Consider the following 23,948-nt stretch of genomic DNA (forward strand, 5'->3'; position numbering starts at 1 on the left):
CCCTGTCCGTTGCGCACCCCGCCCTCACGCCGGCTCAGTCCCCCGATCGGCAGCCGCTCCGAAGAGGGCTCCGTCAATCGTTTGCTCAGACGGGAAGTTCGGTGATGCTGAGGGCGAAGTCCAAGTTCCCCACCCCGTGGTTGGCGAGGCCCACCGTGACCACGCCCGCTCCTTCCAGCCAGTGCGCCATTTTCAGGCCGCCGACGTCCAGCGGGCGCAGCCCGAGGCTCTCGATGAACGCCTCCACACGTGCCTTGGCCTGTGCATTGTCACCGGCGATGAAGACGTCGGGCCGGCCCTTCTCCAGGACATGGCGGAAGACGGTGTTGAACGCCTTCACCACGCTGGCGCTGGCCGGGGCCGCCTTGGCGACTTCCTGCGCGATCGAGGTCTCCTCGCGGTGGGCCAGCCCGTCGAACGTGGAGTTGAACGGATTGCTGATGTCGACGATGACCTTGCCCGCGAGAGCGTCTCCGTACTGGGCGACGACCGGCACGACACCGTCGTGCAACAGGGCCACGATGACGATGTCCCCGGCCGGGGCGGTGCCCCATTCTCCTGTCGTGGCGCCGCCGCCGAGAGCCTTGGCCAGGTCAGCGGCCTTGGACTGATCGCGGCCCAGGACCTCGACGGTGTTGCCGCCCGCTATCGCCCGCGCGCCGATGGTGCGGGCCATGTTCCCGGTGCCGATGATGCTGATGTTACTCATGAGATCTCCTGCCCTGGTTGTGGTTGTTCGGTTCAGATGGCGGTGGTGCCGCCGTCGGCGACGAGTTCCATGCCGTTGACGTAGCTGGAGTCGTCGGAGGCGAGGAAGAGGGCGGCGGTGGCGATTTCGTCGGGGCGGCCCATCTGGCCGCGGGGGATGAAGGACTCGAACTGGCGCTTGGTGGCCTCGTCGAAGAGTTCTTCCTGTTTGGCGGTGGCGACCTGGCCGGGGGTCAGGACGTTGACGCGGATGCGGCGGTCCTTGAGCTCGTTGAGCCAGACGCGGGCCCAGGCCTGCTGGACGGCCTTGCTGCCGGCGTAGACGCTCCAGCCGGGGAAAGCGCCGAGGGAGGCGTTGGAGCCGGTCATGAAGATGGAGCCGCCGTCGTTGAAGAGCGGGAGGGCCTTTTGGACGGTGAACAGGGTGCCGCGGGCGTTGAGCCCGAACCAGGTGTCGAACTGGGCCTCGGTGATCTCGCCGAGCGGGGCGGGCTCGCCGCCGCCGGCGCTGGCCCACAGCACGTCGAGACTTCCCTTCTCCCGCTTGACGGTGTCGTACAGGCGGTCCAGGTCGTCCAGGTCGGCGGCGTCGCCCTGGACGCCGGTGACGTTGCGGCCGATCTGCTTCACGGCCTCGTCCAGGGCGTCCTGGCGGCGGCCGGTGATGAAGACGTGCGCTCCCTCGTCGACGAACAGCTTCGCGCCTGCCAGCGCCATGCCGGTGGTGCCGCCGGTGATGACCGCGACCTTGCCGTCGAGCTTTCCCATGGTCGTTCCCTTGGGTCGGTGGTGCCGTGTGTACCTGGGGCGACGGTGTTATGTACACCGCCCTGTGTGCTTACGGTACGGGGCGGGCAGCGGGGACGCAAACTATGTACACCGGTCGTTACCCAGCTGCGGTACGGTGGATCCATGACGGAGTTGGAGAAGGGCCCCACGGGCCGCCGCCGCGGCCGGGGCGCCCGCGAGCGCATCCTCAGCGCGTCCCGGCAGCTGTTCCGCGAGCAGGGCATCAACCGCACCGGCATGGACCAGCTCTGCGCCGCGGCCGAGGTGTCCAAGCGCACGGCCTACCAGCACTTCACCGGCAAGGACGAACTCGTCGCCGAGTACCTGCGCCGGTTCGACCCCTCCGTTCTGTCCGGCGTGTTCGACCGCACCGACCTCACGCCCCGCGAACGGCTCCTCGCCGTCTTCGACATCCCCCCCACCACCCCCCTGTGCCCCTACATCGCCGCCGCCGTCGAACTCCACGACCCCCAGCACCCCGCATCCCAGTACGCGCGCGAGTACAAGAAAGCCGTCGCCGCGCGGCTCGCCGACACCGCCCGCGAAGCCGGCGCCGCCCACCCTGAACAGCTCGGCGAGCAGCTCGCGCTGCTCATCGACGGCGCCGCGGCCCGCACCCGGGTCCTCAACGCCGACGCCTTCCCCACCGCCGCCGCCATCGCCGCCGTCCTCATCGACAACGCCATCCCCGCCACAGCCGGCGATGACCGGCGGCGGGAGGAAGGCTCAAGCTGACGTGGCACTCCGCGGCTGGGCTGGACGCGCTGCCGGTCGCACGGCTGCACCCGCTGGTACGCGACACGAGCCGCCCGGCACCTGTACCGGACCTGCTCGCTTTTGCGGAACTGGCCGCTCGTCCACTGAACGCCACGGCCGAAGCCGCCGCGGAGACCGGCGACCCCCGAGGACCGGCCGCCGTGGTCGGCCTGGCAGTTGCTGGCCCCGCACGCTGCCGTAGTGCTGAACAGCTTCAGCGCTCTGCCGGACAGCTCAACGGCACGGGAGCCCCGTCTGTTGCGGACCTCGCCCTCAACCTGCCACCGTCACCCGATCAGTGGCAACGCTGAAAACGCTCAGTGTGCCTTCGACGATGGGGAGTTCGCCGGTGTGGTCGATCCACGCGGAGCGGGTGGTCAGGCTGGGGTGGATGCGGTCCCAGGCCACCGCGCGCCCGGTGCCGTACCGGTCGGTGACCTGCGCGGTTGCCGCGTCCGGCTCGCCCCAGGTCTCCGGCTTGGGGAACCGGAACTCCTTGCCGTGCTTCGGCGGTCGCCCGCCCTGGGGACAGGCCAGGGCGTACTCCTTGAGCGAGGGCGTCGGCCGTCGCATCACCCGGTCCGAGCGCATCCGGCCCAGCACCTCGACCGGGAGGCCGTCGAGGAGGTGGGCCATGCGCAAGGCGTCGTAGCCGACGTCGAAACGATGAGGATGTCGCGGTCGCCGAAGTGCCAGCGGCCCATCTCGATCAGGTCGGTGACCACACGGCGCAGCTGGGCAGCGGTGATCTCGGCGACGTCGTCCTCGGGTCCGAGACGGACGGCGCCAGGAGCTGGCACCAGGACGTCCGGCCCGATTCAAGGGCGGCGACGAGCGAGTACGGCCGGCCAGGGATGAACTGGTCCGAGGACCGTCCGCTGCGGCCGTAGACATGGCAGAACAGGCGGTCCGCGCTGGTCGGCGCATCGGGGCGAAGCCAGTTGCTGACGTCGACCGCCAGGACCAGGCGCCCGTCGGCGGCTCGCGGCATCGGCAGACCAGCGAGTACCTGCCGTAGCCGGGGCACGTCAATGTTCCCCCTGTTCAACGCCTCGCGTACATCGCGCCGTACCCGCGCCGGTGCCCGGCAACCAGTGTGAGGTCCACCGGCGTCGTCACCGGGCCGTCCGCGCACAGCAACGCGTCCACGAGCTCGAACTGCTCGTCCCCACGCGCGGTCAGGCAGTCGAATGAGTCCTCCCGGAAGCGTGACGCTTGCGCGAACGCTTCCCCGGGACCGGTGTCAGGCAGCAGACTCACCCGCACGGCTTTCGTCTCGATCAGCGCACCTTGGTCGGAGCATATGATCAGGCGAAGGCAGCCCCTGTGTCCGGCGAACGCCCAGGTGAGCGGCCTAGTTCGAGGAGTATTTCGACTCGCCGATAACCTTCGTCATCATGATGCGCGCTTGGATCCTGCCGATACTGCTTGTGCTCTGCGGCTCAGCCGTCGCGACTGTGCTGATCTTCGAGGGGAACCCCGGTGCAGCCGCAGCACTCCTGCTGGTGTTCCTGGTGCTCGCCGGCATGAACTCGCCCCTGATCTTCCCGAGGTCGATCGGCGCACGGGAGGCACGACGCCGCAGCGCGGTCGACGGCCGGCCGGTCGTCTTCTGGCGGCCGGGCTGCAAGCACTGCATGCGACTGCGCATCCGGCTGGGCCGCAGCGCCCGCCAGCTGCACTGGGTCAACATCTGGCGTGACCCGGCAGGAGCTGCAGCGGTGAGGGCAGCTAACGACGGCAACGAGACCGTGCCGACCGTCGTCGTGGCAGGCCAGCCACACACCAACCCCGATCCCGAATGGGTGCGCAAACAGCTCTCCCCTTCCGCGTGATCAGAAGCCGTGCCCTATCGGAGAGACGCCCGCAAGCCCAAGCGGACGGAGGTTAAAGAACAAGCCAAGGGCGTCTGCTGCCTCGCCATGGGTCGTGCCCCGTGCGCGGCGACGTACGGAGGACCTGCCGACCTTCGCGTGGTCGACCGACCTCCTGGAGGGCGCCGGCATTGGCGCGGCCTTCGGGGACGCGGCGAGGCCGCCGTCCTTCGAAGCTTACGAGCCTGCTCCCCGAGGCGGATTTGCGATCGCCGAGGCTGCAGCCCGGCTCGTACCACGCGCCCGCGTCACCTCCGAGAACACCGCTCCCGAAGCCGCGCACGACAGCCCCCGCATGGATCAACCCGGTCACGGACGGTTGTCGGGGCTCAAGCTCTCGTCTGCCGCTTCGGTGATCACGGGCCCACGGATTCCCCTGGCCTGAGGCACCTGTCCGTAGATTTGGGCGGGAGAGCGTTTCGCCTCCCGGACCCGTCGACGAACCGTCTGTGTCGACCGCATCATCCTCAGCCTTGAGTCCGCGGGCGTTGCGCGGGCGCCGCACCCGAGGAGACCTCCATGAACAAACTACTCACCGAGGCGATCGAAGCCCACGGCGGGAACACACGCTGGCGCCAGCTGACTCAGGCGCGAGCCACCCTTGTCAGCGGCGGTCATCTGTTCGCCGTGAAAGGCTTGCCGCAGGATCCCGCGCCGCGCGAGATGACCGTTCTCCTCCACGAGGAGCACGCCTCGGTCAGCCCCTTCGGCTCTCCTGACCAGAAGACCGACTTCACGCCCGGACGTGTGAGCATCGACAAGCTCGACGGGCGAGTGGTGGCCGAACGCGAGGACCCACGGTCGTCCTTCAGCGGCCACACTTTGGAGACCCCCTGGGACCCGCTGGACCGCGCATACTTCAACGGCTACGCCCTGTGGACCTACCTCACCACACCGTTCCTGCTGGCCATGCCCGGCTTCACGGTCACGGAGATCGAGCCGTGGCGGGAAGGGGACGAACTGTGGCGAGGACTGCGCGCCACGTTCCCACCCGAGATCGCCAGCCACAGCACCCACCAGGACTTCTACTTCGGTCCCGACCGGCTGCTGCGCCGACACGACTATCACGTCGACGTGGCAGGCGGATTCGCCGCCGCGCAGTACGTCTACGACTGCGTGGAAGCGGACGGCATCGTGCTGCCCACCAAGCGCCGAGCCTACCGCCGCGACGCCGATGGCTACCCCACCCTCGATCAGGTCATGGTCTCGATCGACCTCAGCGACATCCACTTCAGCTGACAGCAAGGAGAACATCTGGCCGATGCGCTCGATGGCGGTGAAGAGTTCGTCCACGATGCCTTCGGCCTCATTGCGTTCGGCAGGCAGATCGAACGCCCGAGCTGGTTCGGTGAGGATGTCGGCGCTGTGTTGGACGAGGCCGAGGTCTCGCATGTGCTGGCTGTGATGGCGCTCTTGGAATGCGTGGCGCCGCCGGTGGCGGTACAGCAGCGAAGTACAGCAACCACAGCAATCGACCATGACCGACAGCCCCCTTGTACGACCGCACAGCGACCTCTATGACCGCCGCTGACCGATCTTCTGTAGAGCTACGGATCAAAAGGTTGCAGGCTCGAATCGTGCCGAGTGTGCACAGGCGATAGTGAGGAGCCCCGGAGACGCCCGGGGCCCTTGGCGTTGCTGGTGGATCACTCCAGGACGTTGAGGAAGTTGGTGGCGTTGTCGACGAAGTAGACCGCGTCACGGTCCAGGTCCACCGCCAGACCGAACAGCGCGCCCGCACCCGGCGGGGAGCCGCTGTTGTCGAGTTGCCGGAAGGCCACTTGGCGGCCTGACGGTGTGGTCTCGACGATGTTGCCGTCACCGCCGTTGACGGTCAGGATGTGGCCGTTGGGCGCGACGGCAAGGCCGAGGGGGCCGTTGAGCCGGCCGCCACTGCTGACGACCGGGCCGGTGCCGGCACTGGACTTCCGGGTGAGCGCGTCCGGGATGACGGTGATGCGGTTCTTGACCGTGTCGGCGACGAAGAGCGCGCCGTCCTGGGCGAGGCCGACGCCGGTCGGGCCGACCACCAGGGCGGCGGGGTCGGTCCGCTCTGCGAAGTCCGAGCCGATCGTGGTGGTCCGCACCCGCTCCGGCGGCTGGTCGCCATGGCGCTTGAGGGTGATACGCAGGACGGTGCCCCCGTCCACTTCGTTGCCGCCGCCGGCCACGGTGCCGTTGAGCACGTTGGTGACGAACAGGTCGGTCCAGTCTCCGTGGCTCGCGGCGGTCATGTCCCACGGGCCGTTGATGCCGTGCCCGGCGAACGTCTCGCGGACCCGGCCGTGACTGTCCAGGACCAGCAGGCAGCCGGCCTGGGCGGTGGCGGAGGTACCGTCGGTGGTCGGCAGGCTGCCGACCACCACCCATCCGCCGGGCAGGATGCTCAGGGCAGTGGTGAGACCCACGCCGCCGAGGCAGAGTCCGGGCACGTTGGCCGGGTCGATCCGGGCGAACAGCCTGGCGTGGCCCCGCGGGCTGATCTGGACAAGGGTGGTGCCCGTGCCCTGCTGGTTCTGACTGTTGTTGAAGTTGCTGACCAGCACGTTGCCCTTGCGGAGTTTCCCGGCGTCCTGGCTGACCACTGCGGTGCCATAGGGGTTCACATCGCCGTTCGCGGGGACCGTGGAGGCGATATCGCGCACGGTGTGCAGTCGGCCGAGGAACGTGCCATTGGCCGAGGCGGCGCCTGCCGCAGCCGTCACTGAGATGGCCACGGCGGCCGTCAACGCGGACAGCCGCCGCACCAAGGGTGACAGAAAATTAGTCCTCATGAGCGTCACGTTAAAAGTGACGGTGGGATTTGATGCGCCCTGACACGCTCTCCTCTCGGCCGTTTCGCTCCGCCGGTGGCCTGCATGCGTGCGGCGCAATCGCGCAACGTACCGAAGCACCAGGCCAGCGCCACGATCCGCCTGACCCCATGCTGTCAATAGGCAGGCTCTAGCAGGCCACCGTCCCGGGCGGCCGCCGTATCAGACCGAAATCCGCCGATGACATCAACGCTGCCGGACACCAGCACATTTTCCTGCCCCCGATGGGAATCTCACTACAGCACTGACCATCGGAATTCCTCAGTGCTTCCCGGAACAATGGCGAGACTGAGGCAGAAACGCCACACGTACAGTTTCGTAACGGCCTGTCAATCCGACCGCACCGCTCCACCTTTCGGGATCTTCCTGAGGTTCAAATGGCCTAGCAAAAGGAGTCGTGGAGCACGATGGCCGTCCACTGATGAGAGCACGTCGCACCACAACCGCACCAGATCGAGCGGGGAACAGCGGGGAACCACGGTGAGAGCGGCCCAGCCTGACGAGGCCACGAGCCTTCCGTTCGCCCAGCTCAGCGCCCGAAGCGGCCGTGAATACGCGCAGCTTCCCAAGCTGATCGCGCGAGGCGGGAGACGCCAAGCAGCATGGGAACCGCCGTGGATGATTCGGGCGCTTTGGCTTCAAGACGGCGGTGGTGTTTCTGCCCTGGTGTTCTTTCGGAGCCGCATAGGTCGGGGACATCAAGTGAGTGCTGAGATCGTGCAGTTGGTCGAGCAGGCGAGCCCGGCGGTGACAGCCGCGGTGGGCGCGTACGGGGTGGCAGTGCTGAACCGGACCCAAGATGCTGCCGCGAGGCGACGGTCGGTCTGGGCTAGCGGATCCTGCAACTGCTCTGGCGGCGCGGGGACGAGACGGGCCGGACAGAGCTGGAACGGGTCGTGGGCGAGGCCGCCGACGAGCAGGACGACACCTACTCCACGGCTGTGCTGGGCCGGCTCCTGAGGCGCGCGTTGCAGGACGATCCCGAACTGCGGGAGGAACTGTCGGCCATGCTGCCGGCCTCGGCCGCAGGCGCGGTCACCATCACGGCATCTGGTGAGCGGTTCGATCGCCGCGCAGCACATCGGCACCGCAATCACGAGTGACGGTCACACCCCGCCACGGTCGTGCGCACGGACGAGGCCGCGTCCGGGCCGCGGATCAAGGTGGGTGCAGACCGCTCGATAGCAGCTCAGCACATCGGCAATGCCTACACGGGTGACGTCGTGCTGCCTGCTGAGGCGTTGCAGGCGGCGGAGAGAGTCACCGCGGCGCCGGGCACCTCGAACCTGCCTCCGGCGCCGCTATGCCCGGGCCGTCAGGAAGAACTGACCTGGCTGCGGCGCACCCTGACCGACCAGCGCGAGGGTGCGATCACGCAAAGCGGAACCGTGCACGGCCTGGGCGGGATCGGCACGAGCACGCTCGCCTTGCACTACGCCCACCGTCACCGCGGCGACTACACCCTGATCTGGTGGATCAACGCCACCTCCCCCGACGAGATCGAGACCTCCCTGGCCAGCCTCACCCAGACTCTGGTTCCCGGCTGGGCCGCAACGGCCGGGCGTGGGACTCAGGTGGCGTGGGCACGGCAGTGGCTGGCCTGACATCCCGGCTGGCTGCCGGTCCACGACAACGTCGACAACCCCAACGACGTCGCCCCCTATATCGGGGCACTCCACCAAGGGCACCACCTGGCCACCAGCCGCCGTACCATCGGCTGGCCCGACGCTGCCCCCACCCTGGCCCTGGGCAACCTCCACCCGGACGACGCAACGAACCTGTTGTGCCGTCTCGTGTTCAAGGACACCACCCCCACTGCGCGCCAGCAGGCCGATGCCCATGCTCTTGCCACTGACCTGGGGCATCTTCCTCTGGCGATCAAGCAGGGTGGTGCCTACCTCGCCCAGAGCCGTGGCATCAGCCTCGACGCCGAACGCACCATCGCCCGCATCTGGACTGTCACTCTCCGCGCCTTGGAGCAAGCGAATCCGCTGGCCGTTCAGCTGCTGCACACCGCCACCTGGCTCGCCCCCGACGACATCCCTCACACCCTGCTCATGCCGCGCGGGACCGACCCGGGACGACATGGCGGAAGCCATCGGCGCCCTTGCCGCCTACAGCATGATCACCACCACCGAAAGCACCTTCAGTATCCACCGCCTGGTCCAAACCGTTCTCCGCACGCCCCGAACCAGCGACAACCCGCAGCGGCCCCGGCCCCTCCAAGGACGCGACAGCGCCGAACAAGCAGTCCTTCACAGCCTGGCCCTGCCTCCGAGCCAGGAGAGCACCGCCGAGAGTCAGTGGGACGCCGTCATCCCGCACCTCGTCACCCTCGCTGCCACAGCCCCACCCGGACACGGACGCGCCGCTCATCGACGCGTACAACACCACTGCCAATCGCCTCCATCACCAAGGCCACACCGCCCGCACCATCCCCCTGCTGGAGGCTGTCCTCGCCCAGTGGGAGCAGGTCCTGGGCGACACCCACCCCGACACCCTGAACAGCCGCAACAACCTCGCCGCCGCCCGCGCTGTACAGCAGAGAAATACAGCAGCCTCAGCAACCGAATACGACCGACAACGGCCGTCAGGGGCCGAATAGCAACCTCTATGACCCTGGTTGACCGATCTCTATAGAGCTACGGATGAGATGCTCCTCTGCGCCCCCCGCCGCCGGCTGCCGCTATCCAAATACCGCGTCCTACTCGTCGTCTTTGTCCCGGCCGTCTTCGAAGACGAGGAGCGGTTTGGCGCCACGAGCGGGTGTTTCGGCGAACGCGATGGCTTCAGCGAAGCGTTCGAGCGGGAACGGCCGGCCCTGGGGGATGCTCAGCACTTCATCAGCGACGAGACTGCGGACCTGGGACAGCGCGCGCAGCGCATCCTCAGGTGAGGCAGTGCCGAACCAGCGGTTCAGCCAGAAGCCACGGACCACCTTGGTCTCGTAGATGACCGAGCGTGCCTGCAGCGGAATCGTCAGCGCCGCCGGGTCGGTCTGCCGATGGGTGGAGAGCGCGCCGTAGACCACGACCACACCTCCCGGAGCCAACGCCTGGGACACCTGAGCACCCACGGGACCCGCGACGCAGTCGATGGCCTTACGCACGCCAGCCAGCCCTGCAATCTCAGCCACACGCTGCAACAGGTCCTCGTCCTCAGTGCAAATGACCTCGTCGCCACCGAGCGCTTTGATCTCCTCGACGGCAGCGCGCCGCCGCACGACATTGATCGTGCGAATACCCAGATGCCTGGCCAGCTGAATGACGAGCCGGCCAACAGTGGAGCCCGCGGCCGTCTGCAACAACCATTCACCCGGCTGTACGTCAAGTTCGCGAGTCACGAGGATCAGCGCGGTCAACGGATTGACGGCGAGTTGACAGGCGGTGGAGTCGCTCAGACGGTCGGAGACCGGCAGGAGCCTTCGCGTATCGGCAACAAGGTATTCCTGCCAGGTGCCGGCCACACGCGGGCCTGGTACCGCAGGGACAGCAGCGACCACCACACGCTCGCCAATCTTCAATCCCTCGGTATCCGGGCCCAGGGCCTCAATACGGCCCACGCATTCCATGTGACCACCAACAGTGGGAAACTCGGGGGAGAAACCGTAGCGGCCACGCAGCACGTGCAGATCACTGGCGTGAATCGGAGTCGCCTTCACACGGATCAACGCCTGACCGGCTCCGGGCGTGGGAACAGGCCGGGATTCCAGCCGCAGGACATCGGCAGGCTCGCCGACCTCTCCGGCCACGAGCGCGCGCATGGATTGCGGCATGAGTGACCTTTCGTCTCTCAGTACCCGACGAACTCGGCGGACGTGCTGGGCAGGAACCACGAAACCTCCGGCGGGCCTCGACGCCATATGTACAGCTCGCCTCGCCTGATCGATCGCCAGGTGTCGCCCCCTCCACTCCTCCCAGCTTGCGCTCCTCTGCGAACGCTGTCATGTCGTAAGCAGGAAGGCCGTTGCGCGTCAGAATCGTTGGCCATGTCAGGAGAACTGCAGCTGGGAGCCTCTTAGCTTGATACCTAACCCTTCAATCGCACGTGCTCTCCGAAGGTGTCGGCCCGGGAGCCGAGTGGGTGTCCGGGACGCGAGCAGGGGTGAGACGTTCAGACTCGGCCGGCTTCTCCCACGGGCGGCGAAGGTCGGCGGCAGCTGCGCGCAGGAGTCGGAGCTGGGTGTGGGCGGCGATGATGAGCCAGGTCCAGCGGTCGGCAGACTCGGGCGTGCGGAGCTTCGGGCGGGTCCATCCGAGCCTCTGCTTGATCATTCTGAAGGTGTGTTCCAGGTCGAAGCGTCTCAAGAACGCTTGCCAGCGCACGTCGACGTCCATGCCGGTCAGGCCGGTCTTGGAGGACCACAGCCAGACCCGCAGTGGGGTGGCGTCGCCGGGCAGGTGCCGGCTCTGACGTCGGCTGGGCGGGTTCTGGAGCATCTGAAGTGTGGGGCAGTGTTGCAACGCTGGCTGTCGTGACGGGTGGCCACCTCCACGCAGCACAGCACCGTCATGGACGTCCCCGCTCACCTGCGCGGACGCTCCTCTCGTCAGAGGGCGGAGCTGCTGGACCGGCTGGCGGGAAGCCGCATTCTGGCCGCCTGGCAGGACGGCCAAGACACCGGCGAAGTCGTGTGGCAACTCCCCCACCAACTTCCCTGAAGCACCCCGTCGCAGGCCCCCGTCAGCGTCACTCATCCAGACCGTGACGCTCAGGTCGAGATATAGACATCACTCAAGAAGACCTACAGACTCCACCCATCCGTACCATCTCCACGCCGAGCCACGCAGCAGTGATCTCCACAGCCGCTCGGACCGCAGCCCGAGAACACAGGCGCTTGGGCGCGTCCTCCACAGGTGCTGCACGCCCGGTCAGGAAACCGGGAGAAAGGTCGGCCCATGGCCGACACCACGATTGCCGGCACTGAACTCACATCGCGGTACGGCGCACAGGTGACCAGCGACCTCGAACGCAACACCAAGGAGCAGGAACGCATCAGTGCGACTGGGTGCCCCAGCCCGTGCTTCAACGGCGTCGCTCGCACGCGTACCTCAGACGAGTTGGAGGTCGGCTTCGAGAGCTGCCAGGTTGATGCCGTTGGCTTGGCCCGCTTCCTTGTACTCCTGGGAAATGATGGCCCAGGCCTCGTCGGAGTACGTGGACCACCAGTCCCATGCCACGGGCTGGACTGCGCCCCAGGTGACTGCATAGAGCCAGTCGGCGTCGTAGCCCAGCAGGGGGATGGCGTGCCCGCCCACGATGCTCTGCTCCTGCCAGCCGGGGTCCAGGGTCCAGGGCTTGTGGTCGTTGAACTGCTGCTGGGCGTTGGCGGGGACCTGGATGCCGGCGTAGACGCCGCCGAAGAGGTCGATGGCCTGCTTGAGAGTGGTGAGCGCGTGGACGTTGACCGGAGCGTAGGCGACCACCTGGTTTCCCCACAGACCGTGCTGCTGCCAGGCCTTGAGGAGCCTGGCCTCGACAAGGCCGGTGTCCTTGCCCCGGGTGAGCTCGAAGTACTCGTCGACGACCTGCTGCTCGCTGGGCACCGAGTCGTTCTTTCCGGTCTGGGCGTCCCAGCACTGGATCATGTGGGCCGCCGCGGCCATCGTGCAGTCGCCGACCCTGTCGTTGCCGTCCATCGGCCAGATGCTCACCTTGCCCTCCCAGTTCACCGACAGCGGCGGACCGGCTAGCGGAGCCTTCGTGTACGCCGTCAACTCCTTCAGGACTTCAGGGAACTGAGGGAGGCGCTTGCCGAACTTTCCTGCTACACGAGCCATCACAACTCCCACGCGATGAGTGAACTCCTGGTTGGCTGCTGGGCCGGCCTGCCGCCGGCCCCGTGCTCCCGGGCACCTGGCGAAGTGGCTCGGGAACATCCCGGGATCGGCCTCTCCTGCGGCGCGCGCCCCCACCGGAGTGCCTCCTCACGGAGCACCGTCGGCACTCAATCCTGAGGACTGTCCTGTCAGGCGTCGCAGGATCGTTTCTGTGCGCTCGCCCGTCAGACCGATACGTTCGCCGACCCGGGCGGAGCCGGCGAGGACCGCCTCAGTCCGTGCCGCTCAGCCGCCGAGGAGGACGGCGGCATCACGGGACCTTGCCCGCAACCTCCCCATATCGGCCCATGCACGGCAGCCAGCCAGGCAGCGATTGCGGACAGCACTCGGACCAGTCAGAGTGTCCGGGCGAGCACCAGGCCGCTGCCGGACCAGCCGCGCCGACACCCGACACAACAGTCCCTTCATCCCTTTTTAGTAGCTTCACGGCGTAATGTCATATCGGACCTGGGGGCACAGGAAGCAAAAACGGCGCATAAGGTGTACATAAGGCGCACATGGCTCGCGAGCGCGCGGATGGGGCGCCAAATACACCCCCGGCCCCAACGGTGAACCGCCATGTCGTGGTCGCGCCGCGGAGTGGGGCAGGCCCGGTGGCTTCGTGTCTCCGCCCGGGAGTCACTCCCTCTTCCAACGCAAGCACCCCATCACCAGGTGGGCGGCCTGGCAGACAGGCGGCGTGCGAGACAGGGCGAGGGACAGACGACGCGGGGACGTCGCAGGCCTCGGCGAGCCCGAGCAGCGACCCGTAGTCAGGGTGCCAGGGGACGATCAGCCCGCTGCGCGCGAAAGCCACGGACGGTCCCGGGCGACCGCCGGGAGGAGCGGTCGGCTGGTGCGCTGCCCGGGCGGATCCGGTCACCACACCGGGGGTGACCGCGGACGTGGCCCCGAAGACCTCGGTGTGGATCCGGGAGGACGGCAGGCCGGCGGCCTCCAGGGCTCCGGTCATGTCGCGCATGAACGCGCTCGGCCCGCAGATGTAGGAGTCGGCGTCTTGAGGCGGCTCCAGGCTGCGGATCCACTCGGGACTGAACCGCCCACTGACCGTGTAGTCGACACCTGGGCGGTCGACGCCGGACGGACGGCTGTAGGACACGAACGATCGCCCTGCGGGCAGCTGGGAGAGCAGTGCGCGCACTTCGTCGGCGAACGGGTGGTTCTCGCCGTCCCGGGCCGCGTGCAGCCACCACACCGCGCGCTGCGAGCGCTCCGCGGCCAGAGCGTGCAGCATGGTCAGGACCGGGGTGACACCGACACCGGCGGACAGCAGCAGGACCGGAGTGTCCGCGTCCGCGAGCAGGAACGTGCCGCGCGGAGCGGCGATATCGAGAACGTCACCCACCTTCACGTGCTGACGCAAGTAGGTGCTGGCGACGCCGTGTGGCTCCTGCTTGACGCTGATGCGGTACGTCTCGGCGCCCGGTCGGCCGGAGAGCGAGTAGTTGCGGATGACCGGGGAGGCCTGTGGGTCCGGCCGCAGGCGGACCGTGAGGAACTGCCCCGGCAGCGCGGCTGGGAGCGGCTCACCGTCAACTGTCGCCAGAGTGAGCGAGAAGATGCTCGCGCTCTCAGGCTCGATGCGGGCGACTTCGAGCCGGCGGAACCCGGGCCAGGCCGGCGGCGGGCTGCTGGTGGTCATCCCGCGGTTTCCACCCACGGCGCCGGAGCCGCGATCGGCGTCGTCGAGCAAGGCTCGCAGCGATGTCTTCCAACCGGGGCTCAACGCGGGGATCCGCAGGGCCCGTTCGAGCTGCGGCCGGGCGTGGCCGAGCAGGTAGAGCAGCGCGTCGATCTCTGCGACGGTCATCTCCTCGGGGCCCGAGGCGATCTTCACGATCTCGTCCCCGGCCCGCACCCGCCCTTCAGCCAGCACCCGCATGTAGAAGCCCGGGCGGCGATGGGACACCAGCAGGGCGGCCATCTGCGGCTCGCCGAGCGGCAACCCCACGCGGTAGCACGTCACACGGGGTTGGGTGACCTCGAAGACCGCACCGCCGATCTCGTAGCGGTCGCCGATGCGCACCTCGTCGTCGGCGAGTCCGTCCACGGTGAGGTTCTCGCCGAACTGGCCGTACGTGAAGTCGTCCCGCTCCAGGTACTCCTGCCAATGGCGGTAGGAGCTCAACTGGTAGACCAGCACGGCACGCTGCTCGCCGCCGTGCCCGGCGAGGTCGCCCTGCCCGTCGCCGTCCAGGTTGAGCCGGCGCGCCATCACGGGCCCGGCGACGGGACGCTTCCAGATGCCGGTGTGGGTGGTCCTGCCGTGCCAGGGGACGTCCTTGGGCATGCCGACGTTCACGGCGATCAGAACGGCCATGACCTGTGCTCCTCCCACGCTCGACAGGCCGGTGTCTCCAGCGTCGTACGGTCGGCCGCCGGCCGCACCCGAAGAGTTCTGCGCGGCGCCGGGGCTCGGCGAGACGTAGAGTGAGAGCCGGTGGGCGCCGTCGCCGCGTGTGGCCCGCCGTGAGCCGGAGACTTCCAGCGCGAGTACCTCAGCTTGGACATACCCATGAGCGCGGAGAAGAAGGTGGCAATCGTCACCGGGGCTTCACAGGGCATCGGCGCGGCCGTCGCCGACGCGTACCGCAGGCGCGGGTACGCCGTCGTCGTGACCGCCCGGTCCATCCCCTCGTCGCACGATCCGGACGTACTCGCCGTGCCCGGCGACCTGAGTCGGCCCGGTACCGGTGCGCAGATCGTCGCGCAGGCGCTGGACCGCTTCGGCCGGATCGACACGCTGGTGAACAACGCCGGCGTCTACCGGGAGAAACCATTCACCGAATACACCGACGCCGACTACGACCTGGTGATCGGCGTCAACCTGCGCGGCTTCTTCGACGTCACGCGCAGCGCCATCTCCGCGATGCTCGCGGGCGGCGACGGCGGGCACGTCCTGTGCGTGTCGACCACGCTGGTCGACCGTGCCAACGCGCGCATACCCGCGGCGCTCGCCTCGCTGACCAAAGGCGGCCTGGTCGCGGCGACGAAGGAGCTGGCCATCGAATACGCGGCGCGCCGCATCCGCGCCAACGCCGTCTCACTCGGCGTCATCCGCACTCCGATGCACCCGGACGACCCGGGCGGCACGCTCGCCGCGCTGCACCCGCTCGGGCGGATGGGCGAGGTCGACGACGTCGTCGAGGCCATCATGTACCTCGAACAGGCCTCGTTCGTCACCGGCGAGATCCTGCACGTCGACGGCGGCCAGAGCGCCGGCTTCTGAAAGAACCGGAATCGGGAGTGATCGACCTATGCGCACTCGCAAGCAGCTGACTCCGCTCGGCGCTGTCGGTGCGGGTCTCGCTGCGGGAGTGATCGGCACCCTCTGCATGGACACCGTGCGGTTCCTGCGCCAGCGCCGGACCGGCGGCGAACACAACGCACTGCGCTGGGAGTTCGCCCAGGTCCGCACCTGGCAGGAGGCGCCGGATCCCGGGCAGGTCGGAAAGCGCCTGGCCGAAGCCTTCACCCTGCGGAAGCTGCCGGACAGCGCGGCGTTCCCCATCAGCGCGTTCATGCACTGGGCCTATGGAATGGGCAACGCGGTCTGCTACGGCGTCGTCAGCGCCTCGCTGCGCAAGCCCCACGTCCTCTACGGGCTCCCGTACGGTGCGCTCGTGTGGCTCAGCGGATATGTGTTGCTTCCGATCGCGGGACTCTACAAACCCATCTGGACGTACGACACCAAGACGCTGGGTGACGATCTGACCGCCCACCTCGCCTACGGCGTCGGCACGAGCAGCGCTTTCTGGTTGCTGAGCAGGGTTTCCGTGTTCTCACGGCAGCTGTAGTTCGTGATCCGGGTGGTGTCGGCGCTGGTCGGCGAGGTGGGGGCCGGGTTCGGACATGATGATGGCCGTCGCTGTATGACGGGGCGTGCCCCGTGATCAGGAAGCGGCGGCCGCCGTCACGGTAGCGCCCGGGCAGTGGCTGGAGCGGGTTTCGAGGGCCTGATGGACCGGGTGGCCGGCTGCTTCCCGTGGCGGGCCGGTGCCGTTGTCGGTCCAGGTGACCGGGCCTGACGGCTGATGCAACGGCGTTGCACTTCGCGGGACACCATCAGGTAGAGGGCGAAGTCCCCTCCTGCCGGCGGTGTCGCTGTAGCTGAGGCGCATCAGCTTGACCCGTTCGCCGGCGGCCAGCTCCGACGCCAAGGTCACGACATTGAGGCGGGAGCACTGTCTCGGCCCGTTCGGGCTGGATCCCGGGTCCGCTGCAGGTCGCCGTAGCAGGGTGCGGCCCAGTCGCCTGGTCCAGGTTCTGGCTGGGCTGTTGGGCTCGGTCGGGGAGGTGGAATCAATTCCTACGGGGCGGCCGTCCGGCCGGCTGACCCTACGACTGGCATTTCCGTCACCTGGAGAACCGTATTTCGTCGGTGGCTCGTTACGGGAACGGGGATGCCGGGCCGTCTCGGTCCTTGGCCCAGCCGTCCCACGTCAACGCGGTCGCCCGGCGCGTGGCTCAGCGCGACCCCGCTGCCCCAAGATGCGGCAATCTCCGGGGCCGCGAAGGTTGCGATCATGCCATGGCTGCATCGGGAACAAGCACTCGACGCGGCTGACGCAAGGCATTCGCCGTCCAAGAGATGGTCGGTGGACGTCACCCCGGCCATGGCCTGCCGGCTCGCCGACTACGTCGACGCCATGAGCTGCTACCTGGACAGCGAACGCCCCGACAGCACAGTCCTGGACCCGGAGCCCATCGCGGACCTGACCGAGCTGTTCGGGGACATCGACCTGATCGACCTCACCAACGCGGTCCTCAACGCGACCCGACCCGAAAACCGGCCCGCTGTCACACAGGCGATGGACGACATGTTCGACGACGTCCCCGCCCAACGGTGCCACGAAATGTGTGACCCTGCAGGTGCCGTGACGAGTTTTCAGCCTGCCTCTACTTCTCCTGGTAATGGCGGCGCAGGGCATAGCGGACCGCGTCGGCGCGGGAGTGCAGGTCCGCCTTGGCGAACAGGTTGTTGATGTGCGTCTTCACCGTGGCCTCGCTGATCACCAGCCGTGCCGCGATCTCCGGGTTGCGCAGGCCCTCACCGATCAGCCCGAGGATCTCGCGTTCCCGCGCGGTCAGGTTGGCGGTCCGGTCGCCCGGCGGGGACGGGGCGGTGGCCGGGTGCGGAGTGGCCGGTGCGGGCACGGGCCGCGAGGCGAGGGTCAGCAGGCGGCGCTGTACCTCGGGGGCGAGCACGGTCTGGCCCTGGGCCGCGGTGCGCACGGCGTTCAGGATCATGTTGCGATCGGCCTCCTTGGTCAGGTAGCCGTTCGCACCGGCCTGCAGCGCGGCCAGGATGGACTCGTCGTCGTCGAAGGTGGTCAATACGAGGATGTTGCTGTCCGGTCGGTCCCGGAGGATCCGCTGCGTGGCCTCCACCCCGTCCATGACCGGCATGTTGAGATCCATCAGCAGCACGTCGGGATGGTGCCCCTCGGCGGCCGCGACCGCTTCCGCGCCGTTGGCCGCGGTGGCCACCACGGTCACGTCCTCGGCGAGGTCGAGCATGACCGCGAGAGCCTCGCGGATGGTCGCCTGGTCGTCGACGACCACCAGGGTGATGGCGCCGGTGCGGTTGCCGGTCATCGAGGCAGCTCCAGTTCCACCATCCAGCCGCCCTCCCGGGTCGGCTCCGCCTGCAGGGTCCCGCCCAGCAATGCGGCGCGTTCGCGCATGCCGACCAGGCCGACCCCGGTGCCGCCGGCCAGCTCGCCTCGGCGGGGCCCGGTCGCGGGTCCGTTGCGCATAGTCAGCGTGACGCGGTCGGCGGTGAGGGCCAGGCGCATGCTGCGCTCCGCGCCCGGAGCGTACTTGGCCGCATTGGTCAGCGCCTCCTGCGCCACCCGGACGACCGTGTGCGTCGCCTCGGCACCGATGGGATCGCCCTCACCACCCGCACCGGTGATCGCGAAGTCGGCCCCGTGATGTTCGGCGAGTTGGCGCAGCGTGTCCGGCAGCGGCAGGGTGCCCGCGCGCAGGGCGTGCACCGCGCGGCGGGTCTCGCCGATACTGTCCACGGCGAGCGCGCGAGCCCGGCGCACGGCCGCTGTCGCCTCCTCCTCCCGGCCGCCCTCGTGCAGCGCGTCGGCCAGGTCCAGTTGCATCGCGATCCCGGACAGCGAGTGGCCGAGCACATCGTGAATCTCGCGGGCGATGCGCCCGCGTTCGATCAGCGCGGCCTCGCGCGCCTCGGACTCCCGGGCACGCTGAGCCTCCTCAGCCGCGCGCTCGGCGCTGCGCAGCGCGTCGAGCCGGTACCGCGTGGACATTCCGATGTAGACGGGCAGGCCGGCGGACAACAAAGCCCACCACGGCCACTGCGGTGCGTCGGGCACTCGGAGTTGGACGAGCCAGGTTGCGCCAGTCGCGACGAGCGAACCGGTCACGGCGACACCGACGGCGGCCCGGGGGGAGCCGAGCTTCCAGCCCGCCGTGGACGCGGCGATGTACGGGAGGAGCGAGGCCGCGTCGGTCGCGTGCACGAGCGGCAGCAGCATCGAAGCGGACAGCATCGAGGCGGTCATCGTGGCGAGCTGCTGACGGTTGCTCAGTCGGGTCCACGGGAACAGCGAGCCGACCGCGCCGATCGAGGCGAGGACGAACAGCGGCAGCGCGACCGCGGGCAGCAGGATGCGGCGGGACGGCCACTGGGCAACGGTAAGGGTGATCGCGACGATCGTGAGGACCGGCCGGACCACTTCATCCCAGAAGGGCCCGGCCGGAGCCGGCGGCCGCTTTTCGGTGCTGGTCATCGTGGCGGGGTCCAGATCGTCAGTGGTGGTCGGCGAGGCGCCTCGGGTCGAGTGTTCCGTCCGAACACGTGGTCCTGACTCCACATCACCTGACTTCCGCAGCGCATCGATCGGTAGAGGGCCGCCAGGCCCTCGGCCAGGATGCCCAGCCCGAGGGTGAGCAGCAGGCCGTCGCCGATCGTGCCCTCGTCCTTCGGGTCGAACGAGCGGAGTGCGAACTTCCCGCCGAACCCGACCGCCAGGTTCAGCGCCCACAGCGCGACCGTGATGCCCGTCTACTGGACGAAAGCGTAGCCGTCGTGCCGGGAGACGCGCACGCTGGCACCGCGCAGTGCTCCGAACGCGACGCTGATCGCCGCGGCGGCGGCCAGGTACGGCACGGACGACGGCGTGCGGACCATCCCGGACACTTCCGACCAGCCGATCAGGGCGCAGCACGGCCGGCAGCATCAGCATCCGCTTGCCCTGTGCCGGCTCCCCCGCCCTGCGGCGGACCAGCAGGTAGCCCACCGCCGCCACGACCAACACGATCTCCACAGGGCCGCTCATCTCAATCGCCTCCGCTGATCCGCGCGTTGGAAGTGCTCTGGCGGAGAAGCTAGGGCCTCCCGGCACGGACGTCCTGCGGCGAGTGGTGTAGATCCGGGTGGAGAAACGACTCCACCCGGATCTACGGCGGACGCCGCATGTCCGGCACCGCGGACTGACATAGCGTCGGCCTGGTTCGAAACGGGAAATTCCGCCGGCTGTCGCACCTTCGTTCCCGGCCCGGAAAAGAGCGTCAACCCTCCACCTGCCCATTCACGACTGGGAGTTGCCATGTCCTCGAACCCGTCCGGTCCGGCTGCCCGCACCGAAACCGGCACCACCACACGGCGATCCGGCTCCGTGGTGCGTGCGATGGTCGCCACGCTCTTCTACGATGTCGGCCTTTCGGCCATCGCCTACTTCGCCGCCGAACTGCTCGGGGCGAACACCTACATTGCGCTGCTGGCAGGCACCGCCGTCGCCGGCTTACGCGTGCTCTGGGTGGCGATCCGGCAGCGCCGCATCGATCCGTTCGCACTGTTCCTGGTCTTCCTGTTCGGCGCGAGTCTGCTGCTGAGTTTCACCACGGGTGACGCCCGGTTCGTCCTCGCCAAGGACTCGGCGCAGTCCGCCACAGCCGGCCTGGTGCTCGTCGGCAGCTGCGTTGTCAGGCGTCCTCTCGCCTATTACGCCGCCCTGCGATTCGCCGGCGAGGCCGGCTCGGAGCAGGCGGCACAGTTCCATTCCACCGCGAATACGAGTGCCATGCGGGCCCGCTGGCGCCGCGTCACCCTGGTCTGGGGCACCACGCTGCTGATCGACGCCTCGCTGCGCATCGCAGCCGTCTACCTGCTGCCGATCCGAGTCGCATCCAACGTCTCGCAGCTGCTCATGGTCACCTTCATGGGCGGGCTGACGCTGTGGACCGTCTGGTCGATGAAGAAGGAGCAGGCCGAGCCCGGGAAGGCTGGGCCGCAGCGCGCCGCGGCCGGCTCCTGACGGATCCGACAGTCATCGCCACCGGAAAGGGGGCTTGTCATGCGGGTCGTTGTCGACCTGAACCGCTGCCAGAGCTATGGGCAGTGCGTGTACGCGGCGCCGAAAGTGTTCCGGTTCCGGGGCACGGAGTCGCTGGAGTACGACCACGTGCCGGACGCGGAGTCCGACCGGGCCGTGGAGCGGGCCGCACTGGCCTGCCCGATGCAGGCGATCACCCTGGGTCGGGCGGCCGGCGCCGGGGAGGTGTGTGAATGACCGGCCCGAACCGAGGGAGCCTCCGGCGGATTGTCATCGTCGGCGCGTCGCTGGCAGGCCTGCGCACTGCGGAGTCGCTGCGGGCGAACGGGTTCACCGGCGAGCTCGTGCTGATCGGCGACGAGCCGCACGAACCCTACGACCGCCCGCCGCTGTCCAAGGCGGTGCTGTCCGGGTGGATCGGCACCGACCGGGTGCAGCTGCCGCGGAGCCGGGACCTGAACGCCCGCTGGCTGCTCGGCGTGGCCGCGACCGGGCTCAACCTGCCCGACCACTGCGTGCACCTTGCCGACGGCCGCGCCGTCCGCTTCGACGCGCTCGTCATCGCCACCGGATGCCGGGCCCGGCCCTGGCCGCTCGCCGACGAAGCGGCGCTCGGCGGGGTGCATGTGCTGCGGGGCCGCGACGACGCCGACCGGTTGCGCGCCGACCTCACCTCCGGGCCGTTCCGGGTGCTCGTCATCGGCGGCGGCTTCACCGGCTCGGAGGTGGCGTCGAGCTGCCGGGACCTCGGCATCCCGGTCACCGTTACCCACCGCGGCACCGCGCCGCTGGCGGGCGCGCTCGGCGGGACCGTCGGGGCGGTCATCGGGGCGCGGCAGCGGGCGCACGGGGTGGATCTGCGCCTCGGCACCACCGTCAGCGCGCTGGAGGGCGGTACCGACGGCCGGATGCGGCGGGCCCGGCTGTCCAACGGGGATGACGTCGAGGCCGATGTCGCCGTGGTCGCCACCGGATCGGTCCGCAACACCGAATGGCTCACCGGCAGCGGGCTCGGCGCCGACACGGGCGGCGTCGACTGCGACACGGCCTGCCGCGCCGTCGACACGGGTGGCGCCGTCGTACCGGGGGTGTACGTCGCGGGTGATGTGGCGCGGTCGCGGCATCCGCTCTTCGACTCCGGACCGCAGTCGCTGGAGCACTGGGCCAACGCCGTGGACCAGGCGGAGGTCGTCGCGCACAATCTCACCCGCCCGCCGTCGGACCTGCGGCACACCGCGGCGCTGCCCGCCTTCTGGTCCGACCAGTTCGGTATGAACATCAAGTCCGTCGGACTTCCGCAGCTCGCCGACGAGGTCGCGCTCACCCAGGGCTCCTTCACGTCCGGTCCGTTCGTCGCCGCGTACGGCCGCGACGGGATCACCGTCGGTGCGGTCGCGGTCGACTCGCCGCGTGTCATGGACGGTTACGCCGCCCTCGTCACCGAGCGGGCGGCGTTCCCGCCCGCGATCAACGCCACCGACTCACCCGGGGGGAGCTCCGTGCTCGGCGCGGGCTTCCTCGGCCCGGCACTGTCCCGTTCCCTCTCCGACATCGCAGCCCTAGGACACGGAGGACGACCGTGACCAGCGCCCGCCCCTACCCCGCCGCCGCCCTGTTCGGCCGGCTTCTCGACCACGCCAACCGGCACGACCCCTACCCGTACTTCGCCGAACTCACCAGGGAGCCGATCTGGCAACTCGACGCGCACACCTGGCTCGTCTCCGGCCACTGCGAGATCAGCGCGCTGCTGCGCGACCCCCGGCTCAGCGCCCAGGACGCGGCCCCCGCCGACGGCCCGTCCGGCCCGTCCGGCCCGCTCGGCTCGGACGGCAGGCCGTTCCGCGGGCCGTTCCTGCTCCTGGACCCGCCGCACCACGACGCGCTGCGCGCACAGACGGTGCATCAGTTCGCGCCGCGCATCCTGGGCATGCGCCCGCACATCGAGGCCATGGTCGCGGGCTTGCTCGACCAGCACGGCGGCTCCGGCCCGGGTGAGATCGACGTGGTCGCGTCGCTGGCCTATCCGCTGCCGGTGGCCGTGATCTGTGCGCTGCTCGGCGTGCCGCCGGAGGAGGAACCGGTGTTCCACTCCTTCGCGGGTCGCCTCACCCGCGCGCTCGACCCGGTCGAGACCCTGAGCAAGCAGGAGATCGCGGAACTGGAGGTGACCCGGGCGGACTGGCTGGCGTACCTGCTGCCCATGATCGAGGAGCGTCGCGCCACCCCGGCCACGGACCTGGTCTCCGGCCTGCTCACCGACGGCGACCCGGCGACCCGGATGGTCGACGTCGAACTCGCCGCCACGCTGGGCCTGCTGCTCATCGCGGGCCACGAGACCACCGTGAACCTGATTGCCAACGGAACCCTCGCCCTGCTGCGCAACCCGGACGTGCTCGCCCGGCTGCGCGCCGACCCCGGCCTGGCACCGGCCGTCGTGGAGGAGGTACTGCGCTTCGACCCTCCGGTGCAGATGAACGGCCGGCACACCACCGCCGACATCCGCGTCGCGGGCCAGGTCGTTCCGGCCGGCGACCGCATCACCCTGATGCTCGCTGCGGGCAACCGCGACCCGCGCCGCTTCGCCGCCCCGGACCGGTTCTGGCCGGAGCGGACCGGCAACGCGCACCTCGCCTTCGGCGGCGGCGTGCACTACTGCCTCGGTGCCGCGCTGGCCCGGATGGAGGGGCAGGCCGCGCTGACCGCGATCGCGACGCGGCTGAGTAACCCGCGCCCGGTCGCCGACCCGCCGCCATACCGGCCGAACATGCTGCTGCGCGGGCCCGAGGAAGTCCGCGTCGCCCACGACGGCATCACCCCCACCGGCTGACCGCGGCGAGAGCGGGGCGGACTGCTCGGGCG

Annotated in this window: 23 protein-coding genes and 1 pseudogene; 12 read left to right on the forward strand and 12 right to left on the reverse strand. The window is 69.1% G+C overall.

The genetic code is table 11. The features are described 5' to 3' along the window. Positions 1-85 precede the first annotated feature (85 nt). Together AC4OXY_RS01340 and AC4OXY_RS01345 are read right to left on the reverse strand one after the other, a co-directional pair. The gene (locus AC4OXY_RS01340; protein ID WP_356035087.1) at positions 86-709 is read right to left on the reverse strand and encodes an NADPH-dependent F420 reductase; all 624 of its coding nucleotides are present in this window, start codon (positions 707-709) and stop codon (positions 86-88) included. A gap of 32 nt (positions 710-741) precedes the next feature. Then, positions 742-1,476 (reverse strand): SDR family NAD(P)-dependent oxidoreductase, encoded by a 735-nt coding sequence (locus AC4OXY_RS01345; protein WP_376289462.1) that lies wholly within the window; start codon positions 1,474-1,476, stop codon positions 742-744. Between the two features lie 144 nt (positions 1,477-1,620). On the opposite strand from AC4OXY_RS01345, the gene AC4OXY_RS01350 reads away from it, so the two are divergent. Then, positions 1,621-2,232 carry a TetR/AcrR family transcriptional regulator gene (locus AC4OXY_RS01350; RefSeq protein ID WP_356035090.1) on the forward strand — a complete coding sequence of 204 codons (612 nt, stop codon included), beginning with the start codon at positions 1,621-1,623 and terminating at the stop codon, positions 2,230-2,232. 294 nt (positions 2,233-2,526) lie between these two features. On the opposite strand, the gene AC4OXY_RS01355 is transcribed toward AC4OXY_RS01350, so the two are convergent. Both AC4OXY_RS01355 and AC4OXY_RS01360 read right to left on the reverse strand, forming a co-directional pair. After that, positions 2,527-3,075 carry a transposase gene (locus tag AC4OXY_RS01355; protein ID WP_491992905.1) on the reverse strand — a complete coding sequence of 183 codons (549 nt, stop codon included), beginning with the start codon at positions 3,073-3,075 and terminating at the stop codon, positions 2,527-2,529. Further along, on the reverse strand, positions 2,963-3,388 hold the full coding sequence (locus AC4OXY_RS01360) for a transposase (protein ID WP_491992906.1): 426 nt from the start codon (positions 3,386-3,388) through the stop codon (positions 2,963-2,965). Before AC4OXY_RS01360 ends, AC4OXY_RS01355 begins: the two co-directional genes overlap by 113 nt. Positions 3,389-3,650: 262 nt before the next feature. Here AC4OXY_RS01360 and AC4OXY_RS01365 point away from each other — a divergent pair, with 262 nt between their 5' ends. Both AC4OXY_RS01365 and AC4OXY_RS01370 read left to right on the forward strand, forming a co-directional pair. Next, positions 3,651-4,088, forward strand: coding sequence for a glutaredoxin domain-containing protein (locus AC4OXY_RS01365; protein ID WP_491992907.1), 438 nt, complete (start codon positions 3,651-3,653; stop codon positions 4,086-4,088). Positions 4,089-4,646: 558 nt separating this feature from the next. Further along, entirely contained in the window at positions 4,647-5,366 is a 720-nt protein-coding gene (locus AC4OXY_RS01370; protein ID WP_491992908.1) for a hypothetical protein, read from the forward strand. 407 nt (positions 5,367-5,773) lie between these two features. On the opposite strand, the gene AC4OXY_RS01375 is transcribed toward AC4OXY_RS01370, so the two are convergent. Further along, complete coding sequence (locus AC4OXY_RS01375) at positions 5,774-6,901, reverse strand: NHL repeat-containing protein (RefSeq protein WP_356035098.1); 1,128 nt, start codon at positions 6,899-6,901, stop codon at positions 5,774-5,776. A gap of 935 nt (positions 6,902-7,836) precedes the next feature. Between AC4OXY_RS01375 and AC4OXY_RS01380 the strand changes: the two genes are divergently transcribed. Both AC4OXY_RS01380 and AC4OXY_RS01385 read left to right on the forward strand, forming a co-directional pair. Beyond that, positions 7,837-8,043: a hypothetical protein gene (locus AC4OXY_RS01380; RefSeq protein ID WP_402067604.1), complete on the forward strand. Its 207-nt coding sequence runs from the start codon at positions 7,837-7,839 to the stop codon at positions 8,041-8,043. 21 nt (positions 8,044-8,064) lie between these two features. Continuing rightward, a complete protein-coding gene (locus AC4OXY_RS01385; RefSeq protein ID WP_491992909.1) occupies positions 8,065-8,544 on the forward strand; it encodes a hypothetical protein in 480 nt (159 codons plus the stop codon). A 1,100-nt stretch (positions 8,545-9,644) separates the two neighbouring features. Here AC4OXY_RS01385 and AC4OXY_RS01390 read toward each other — a convergent pair. Beyond that, complete coding sequence (locus tag AC4OXY_RS01390; protein ID WP_491992910.1) at positions 9,645-10,703, reverse strand: zinc-dependent alcohol dehydrogenase family protein; 1,059 nt, start codon at positions 10,701-10,703, stop codon at positions 9,645-9,647. Between the two features lie 328 nt (positions 10,704-11,031). Beyond that, positions 11,032-11,316, reverse strand: a pseudogene (locus tag AC4OXY_RS01395) (NF041680 family putative transposase); the annotation flags it as partial. Between the two features lie 135 nt (positions 11,317-11,451). On the opposite strand from AC4OXY_RS01395, the gene AC4OXY_RS01400 reads away from it, so the two are divergent. After that, entirely contained in the window at positions 11,452-11,601 is a 150-nt protein-coding gene (locus AC4OXY_RS01400; protein WP_491992911.1) for a hypothetical protein, read from the forward strand. A gap of 390 nt (positions 11,602-11,991) precedes the next feature. On the opposite strand, the gene AC4OXY_RS01405 is transcribed toward AC4OXY_RS01400, so the two are convergent. Then, the gene (locus AC4OXY_RS01405) at positions 11,992-12,720 is read right to left on the reverse strand and encodes a hypothetical protein (RefSeq protein ID WP_491992912.1); all 729 of its coding nucleotides are present in this window, start codon (positions 12,718-12,720) and stop codon (positions 11,992-11,994) included. Between the two features lie 496 nt (positions 12,721-13,216). Further along, positions 13,217-15,100 (reverse strand): MOSC domain-containing protein, encoded by a 1,884-nt coding sequence (locus tag AC4OXY_RS01410; RefSeq protein WP_491992913.1) that lies wholly within the window; start codon positions 15,098-15,100, stop codon positions 13,217-13,219. A gap of 195 nt (positions 15,101-15,295) precedes the next feature. Between AC4OXY_RS01410 and AC4OXY_RS01415 the strand changes: the two genes are divergently transcribed. Both AC4OXY_RS01415 and AC4OXY_RS01420 read left to right on the forward strand, forming a co-directional pair. After that, the gene (locus AC4OXY_RS01415) at positions 15,296-16,009 is read left to right on the forward strand and encodes an SDR family NAD(P)-dependent oxidoreductase (RefSeq protein WP_376289477.1); all 714 of its coding nucleotides are present in this window, start codon (positions 15,296-15,298) and stop codon (positions 16,007-16,009) included. A gap of 28 nt (positions 16,010-16,037) precedes the next feature. Beyond that, on the forward strand, positions 16,038-16,577 hold the full coding sequence (locus AC4OXY_RS01420) for a hypothetical protein (RefSeq protein ID WP_491992914.1): 540 nt from the start codon (positions 16,038-16,040) through the stop codon (positions 16,575-16,577). A gap of 1,102 nt (positions 16,578-17,679) precedes the next feature. Here AC4OXY_RS01420 and AC4OXY_RS01425 read toward each other — a convergent pair. The 3 genes from AC4OXY_RS01425 to AC4OXY_RS01435 form a co-directional block, all read right to left on the reverse strand. Beyond that, positions 17,680-18,378: a response regulator gene (locus AC4OXY_RS01425; RefSeq protein ID WP_491992915.1), complete on the reverse strand. Its 699-nt coding sequence runs from the start codon at positions 18,376-18,378 to the stop codon at positions 17,680-17,682. After that, positions 18,375-19,544 carry a sensor histidine kinase gene (locus AC4OXY_RS01430; RefSeq protein WP_491992916.1) on the reverse strand — a complete coding sequence of 390 codons (1,170 nt, stop codon included), beginning with the start codon at positions 19,542-19,544 and terminating at the stop codon, positions 18,375-18,377. The genes AC4OXY_RS01425 and AC4OXY_RS01430 overlap by 4 nt, the downstream gene beginning before the upstream one ends. 275 nt (positions 19,545-19,819) lie before the next feature. Continuing rightward, the gene (locus AC4OXY_RS01435) at positions 19,820-19,945 is read right to left on the reverse strand and encodes a hypothetical protein (protein ID WP_356035125.1); all 126 of its coding nucleotides are present in this window, start codon (positions 19,943-19,945) and stop codon (positions 19,820-19,822) included. A gap of 499 nt (positions 19,946-20,444) precedes the next feature. Here AC4OXY_RS01435 and AC4OXY_RS01440 point away from each other — a divergent pair, with 499 nt between their 5' ends. From AC4OXY_RS01440 to AC4OXY_RS01455, 4 genes are read left to right on the forward strand one after another with little or no spacing between them, the layout of a single operon-like run. Continuing rightward, positions 20,445-21,071 carry a VC0807 family protein gene (locus tag AC4OXY_RS01440; RefSeq protein WP_491992917.1) on the forward strand — a complete coding sequence of 209 codons (627 nt, stop codon included), beginning with the start codon at positions 20,445-20,447 and terminating at the stop codon, positions 21,069-21,071. 39 nt (positions 21,072-21,110) lie between these two features. Next, on the forward strand, positions 21,111-21,326 hold the full coding sequence (locus AC4OXY_RS01445) for a ferredoxin (protein ID WP_491992918.1): 216 nt from the start codon (positions 21,111-21,113) through the stop codon (positions 21,324-21,326). Continuing rightward, on the forward strand, positions 21,323-22,672 hold the full coding sequence (locus AC4OXY_RS01450; RefSeq protein ID WP_491992919.1) for an NAD(P)/FAD-dependent oxidoreductase: 1,350 nt from the start codon (positions 21,323-21,325) through the stop codon (positions 22,670-22,672). Before AC4OXY_RS01445 ends, AC4OXY_RS01450 begins: the two co-directional genes overlap by 4 nt. Next, entirely contained in the window at positions 22,669-23,916 is a 1,248-nt protein-coding gene (locus AC4OXY_RS01455; protein ID WP_491992920.1) for a cytochrome P450, read from the forward strand. The genes AC4OXY_RS01450 and AC4OXY_RS01455 overlap by 4 nt, the downstream gene beginning before the upstream one ends. Positions 23,917-23,948: the final 32 nt, after the last annotated feature.

The sequence above is a fragment of the Streptomyces sp. HUAS MG56 genome (genome assembly GCF_058673395.1).

What these genes read in the sequence shown, in the direction of transcription:
- AC4OXY_RS01340 (WP_356035087.1), bottom strand. Translation starts at nt 709, where the DNA reads ATGAGTAACATCAGCATCATCGGCACCGGGAACATGGCCCGCACCATC.
- AC4OXY_RS01345 (WP_376289462.1), bottom strand. Translation starts at nt 1,476, where the DNA reads ATGGGAAAGCTCGACGGCAAGGTCGCGGTCATCACCGGCGGCACCACC.
- AC4OXY_RS01350 (WP_356035090.1), top strand. Translation starts at nt 1,621, where the DNA reads ATGACGGAGTTGGAGAAGGGCCCCACGGGCCGCCGCCGCGGCCGGGGC.
- AC4OXY_RS01365 (WP_491992907.1), top strand. Translation starts at nt 3,651, where the DNA reads ATGATGCGCGCTTGGATCCTGCCGATACTGCTTGTGCTCTGCGGCTCA.
- AC4OXY_RS01370 (WP_491992908.1), top strand. Translation starts at nt 4,647, where the DNA reads ATGAACAAACTACTCACCGAGGCGATCGAAGCCCACGGCGGGAACACA.
- AC4OXY_RS01375 (WP_356035098.1), bottom strand. Translation starts at nt 6,901, where the DNA reads ATGAGGACTAATTTTCTGTCACCCTTGGTGCGGCGGCTGTCCGCGTTG.
- AC4OXY_RS01390 (WP_491992910.1), bottom strand. Translation starts at nt 10,703, where the DNA reads ATGCGCGCGCTCGTGGCCGGAGAGGTCGGCGAGCCTGCCGATGTCCTG.
- AC4OXY_RS01400 (WP_491992911.1), top strand. Translation starts at nt 11,452, where the DNA reads ATGGACGTCCCCGCTCACCTGCGCGGACGCTCCTCTCGTCAGAGGGCG.
- AC4OXY_RS01405 (WP_491992912.1), bottom strand. Translation starts at nt 12,720, where the DNA reads ATGGCTCGTGTAGCAGGAAAGTTCGGCAAGCGCCTCCCTCAGTTCCCT.
- AC4OXY_RS01410 (WP_491992913.1), bottom strand. Translation starts at nt 15,100, where the DNA reads ATGGCCGTTCTGATCGCCGTGAACGTCGGCATGCCCAAGGACGTCCCC.
- AC4OXY_RS01415 (WP_376289477.1), top strand. Translation starts at nt 15,296, where the DNA reads ATGAGCGCGGAGAAGAAGGTGGCAATCGTCACCGGGGCTTCACAGGGC.
- AC4OXY_RS01420 (WP_491992914.1), top strand. Translation starts at nt 16,038, where the DNA reads ATGCGCACTCGCAAGCAGCTGACTCCGCTCGGCGCTGTCGGTGCGGGT.
- AC4OXY_RS01425 (WP_491992915.1), bottom strand. Translation starts at nt 18,378, where the DNA reads ATGACCGGCAACCGCACCGGCGCCATCACCCTGGTGGTCGTCGACGAC.
- AC4OXY_RS01430 (WP_491992916.1), bottom strand. Translation starts at nt 19,544, where the DNA reads ATGACCAGCACCGAAAAGCGGCCGCCGGCTCCGGCCGGGCCCTTCTGG.
- AC4OXY_RS01435 (WP_356035125.1), bottom strand. Translation starts at nt 19,945, where the DNA reads ATGGTCCGCACGCCGTCGTCCGTGCCGTACCTGGCCGCCGCCGCGGCG.
- AC4OXY_RS01440 (WP_491992917.1), top strand. Translation starts at nt 20,445, where the DNA reads ATGGTCGCCACGCTCTTCTACGATGTCGGCCTTTCGGCCATCGCCTAC.
- AC4OXY_RS01445 (WP_491992918.1), top strand. Translation starts at nt 21,111, where the DNA reads ATGCGGGTCGTTGTCGACCTGAACCGCTGCCAGAGCTATGGGCAGTGC.
- AC4OXY_RS01450 (WP_491992919.1), top strand. Translation starts at nt 21,323, where the DNA reads ATGACCGGCCCGAACCGAGGGAGCCTCCGGCGGATTGTCATCGTCGGC.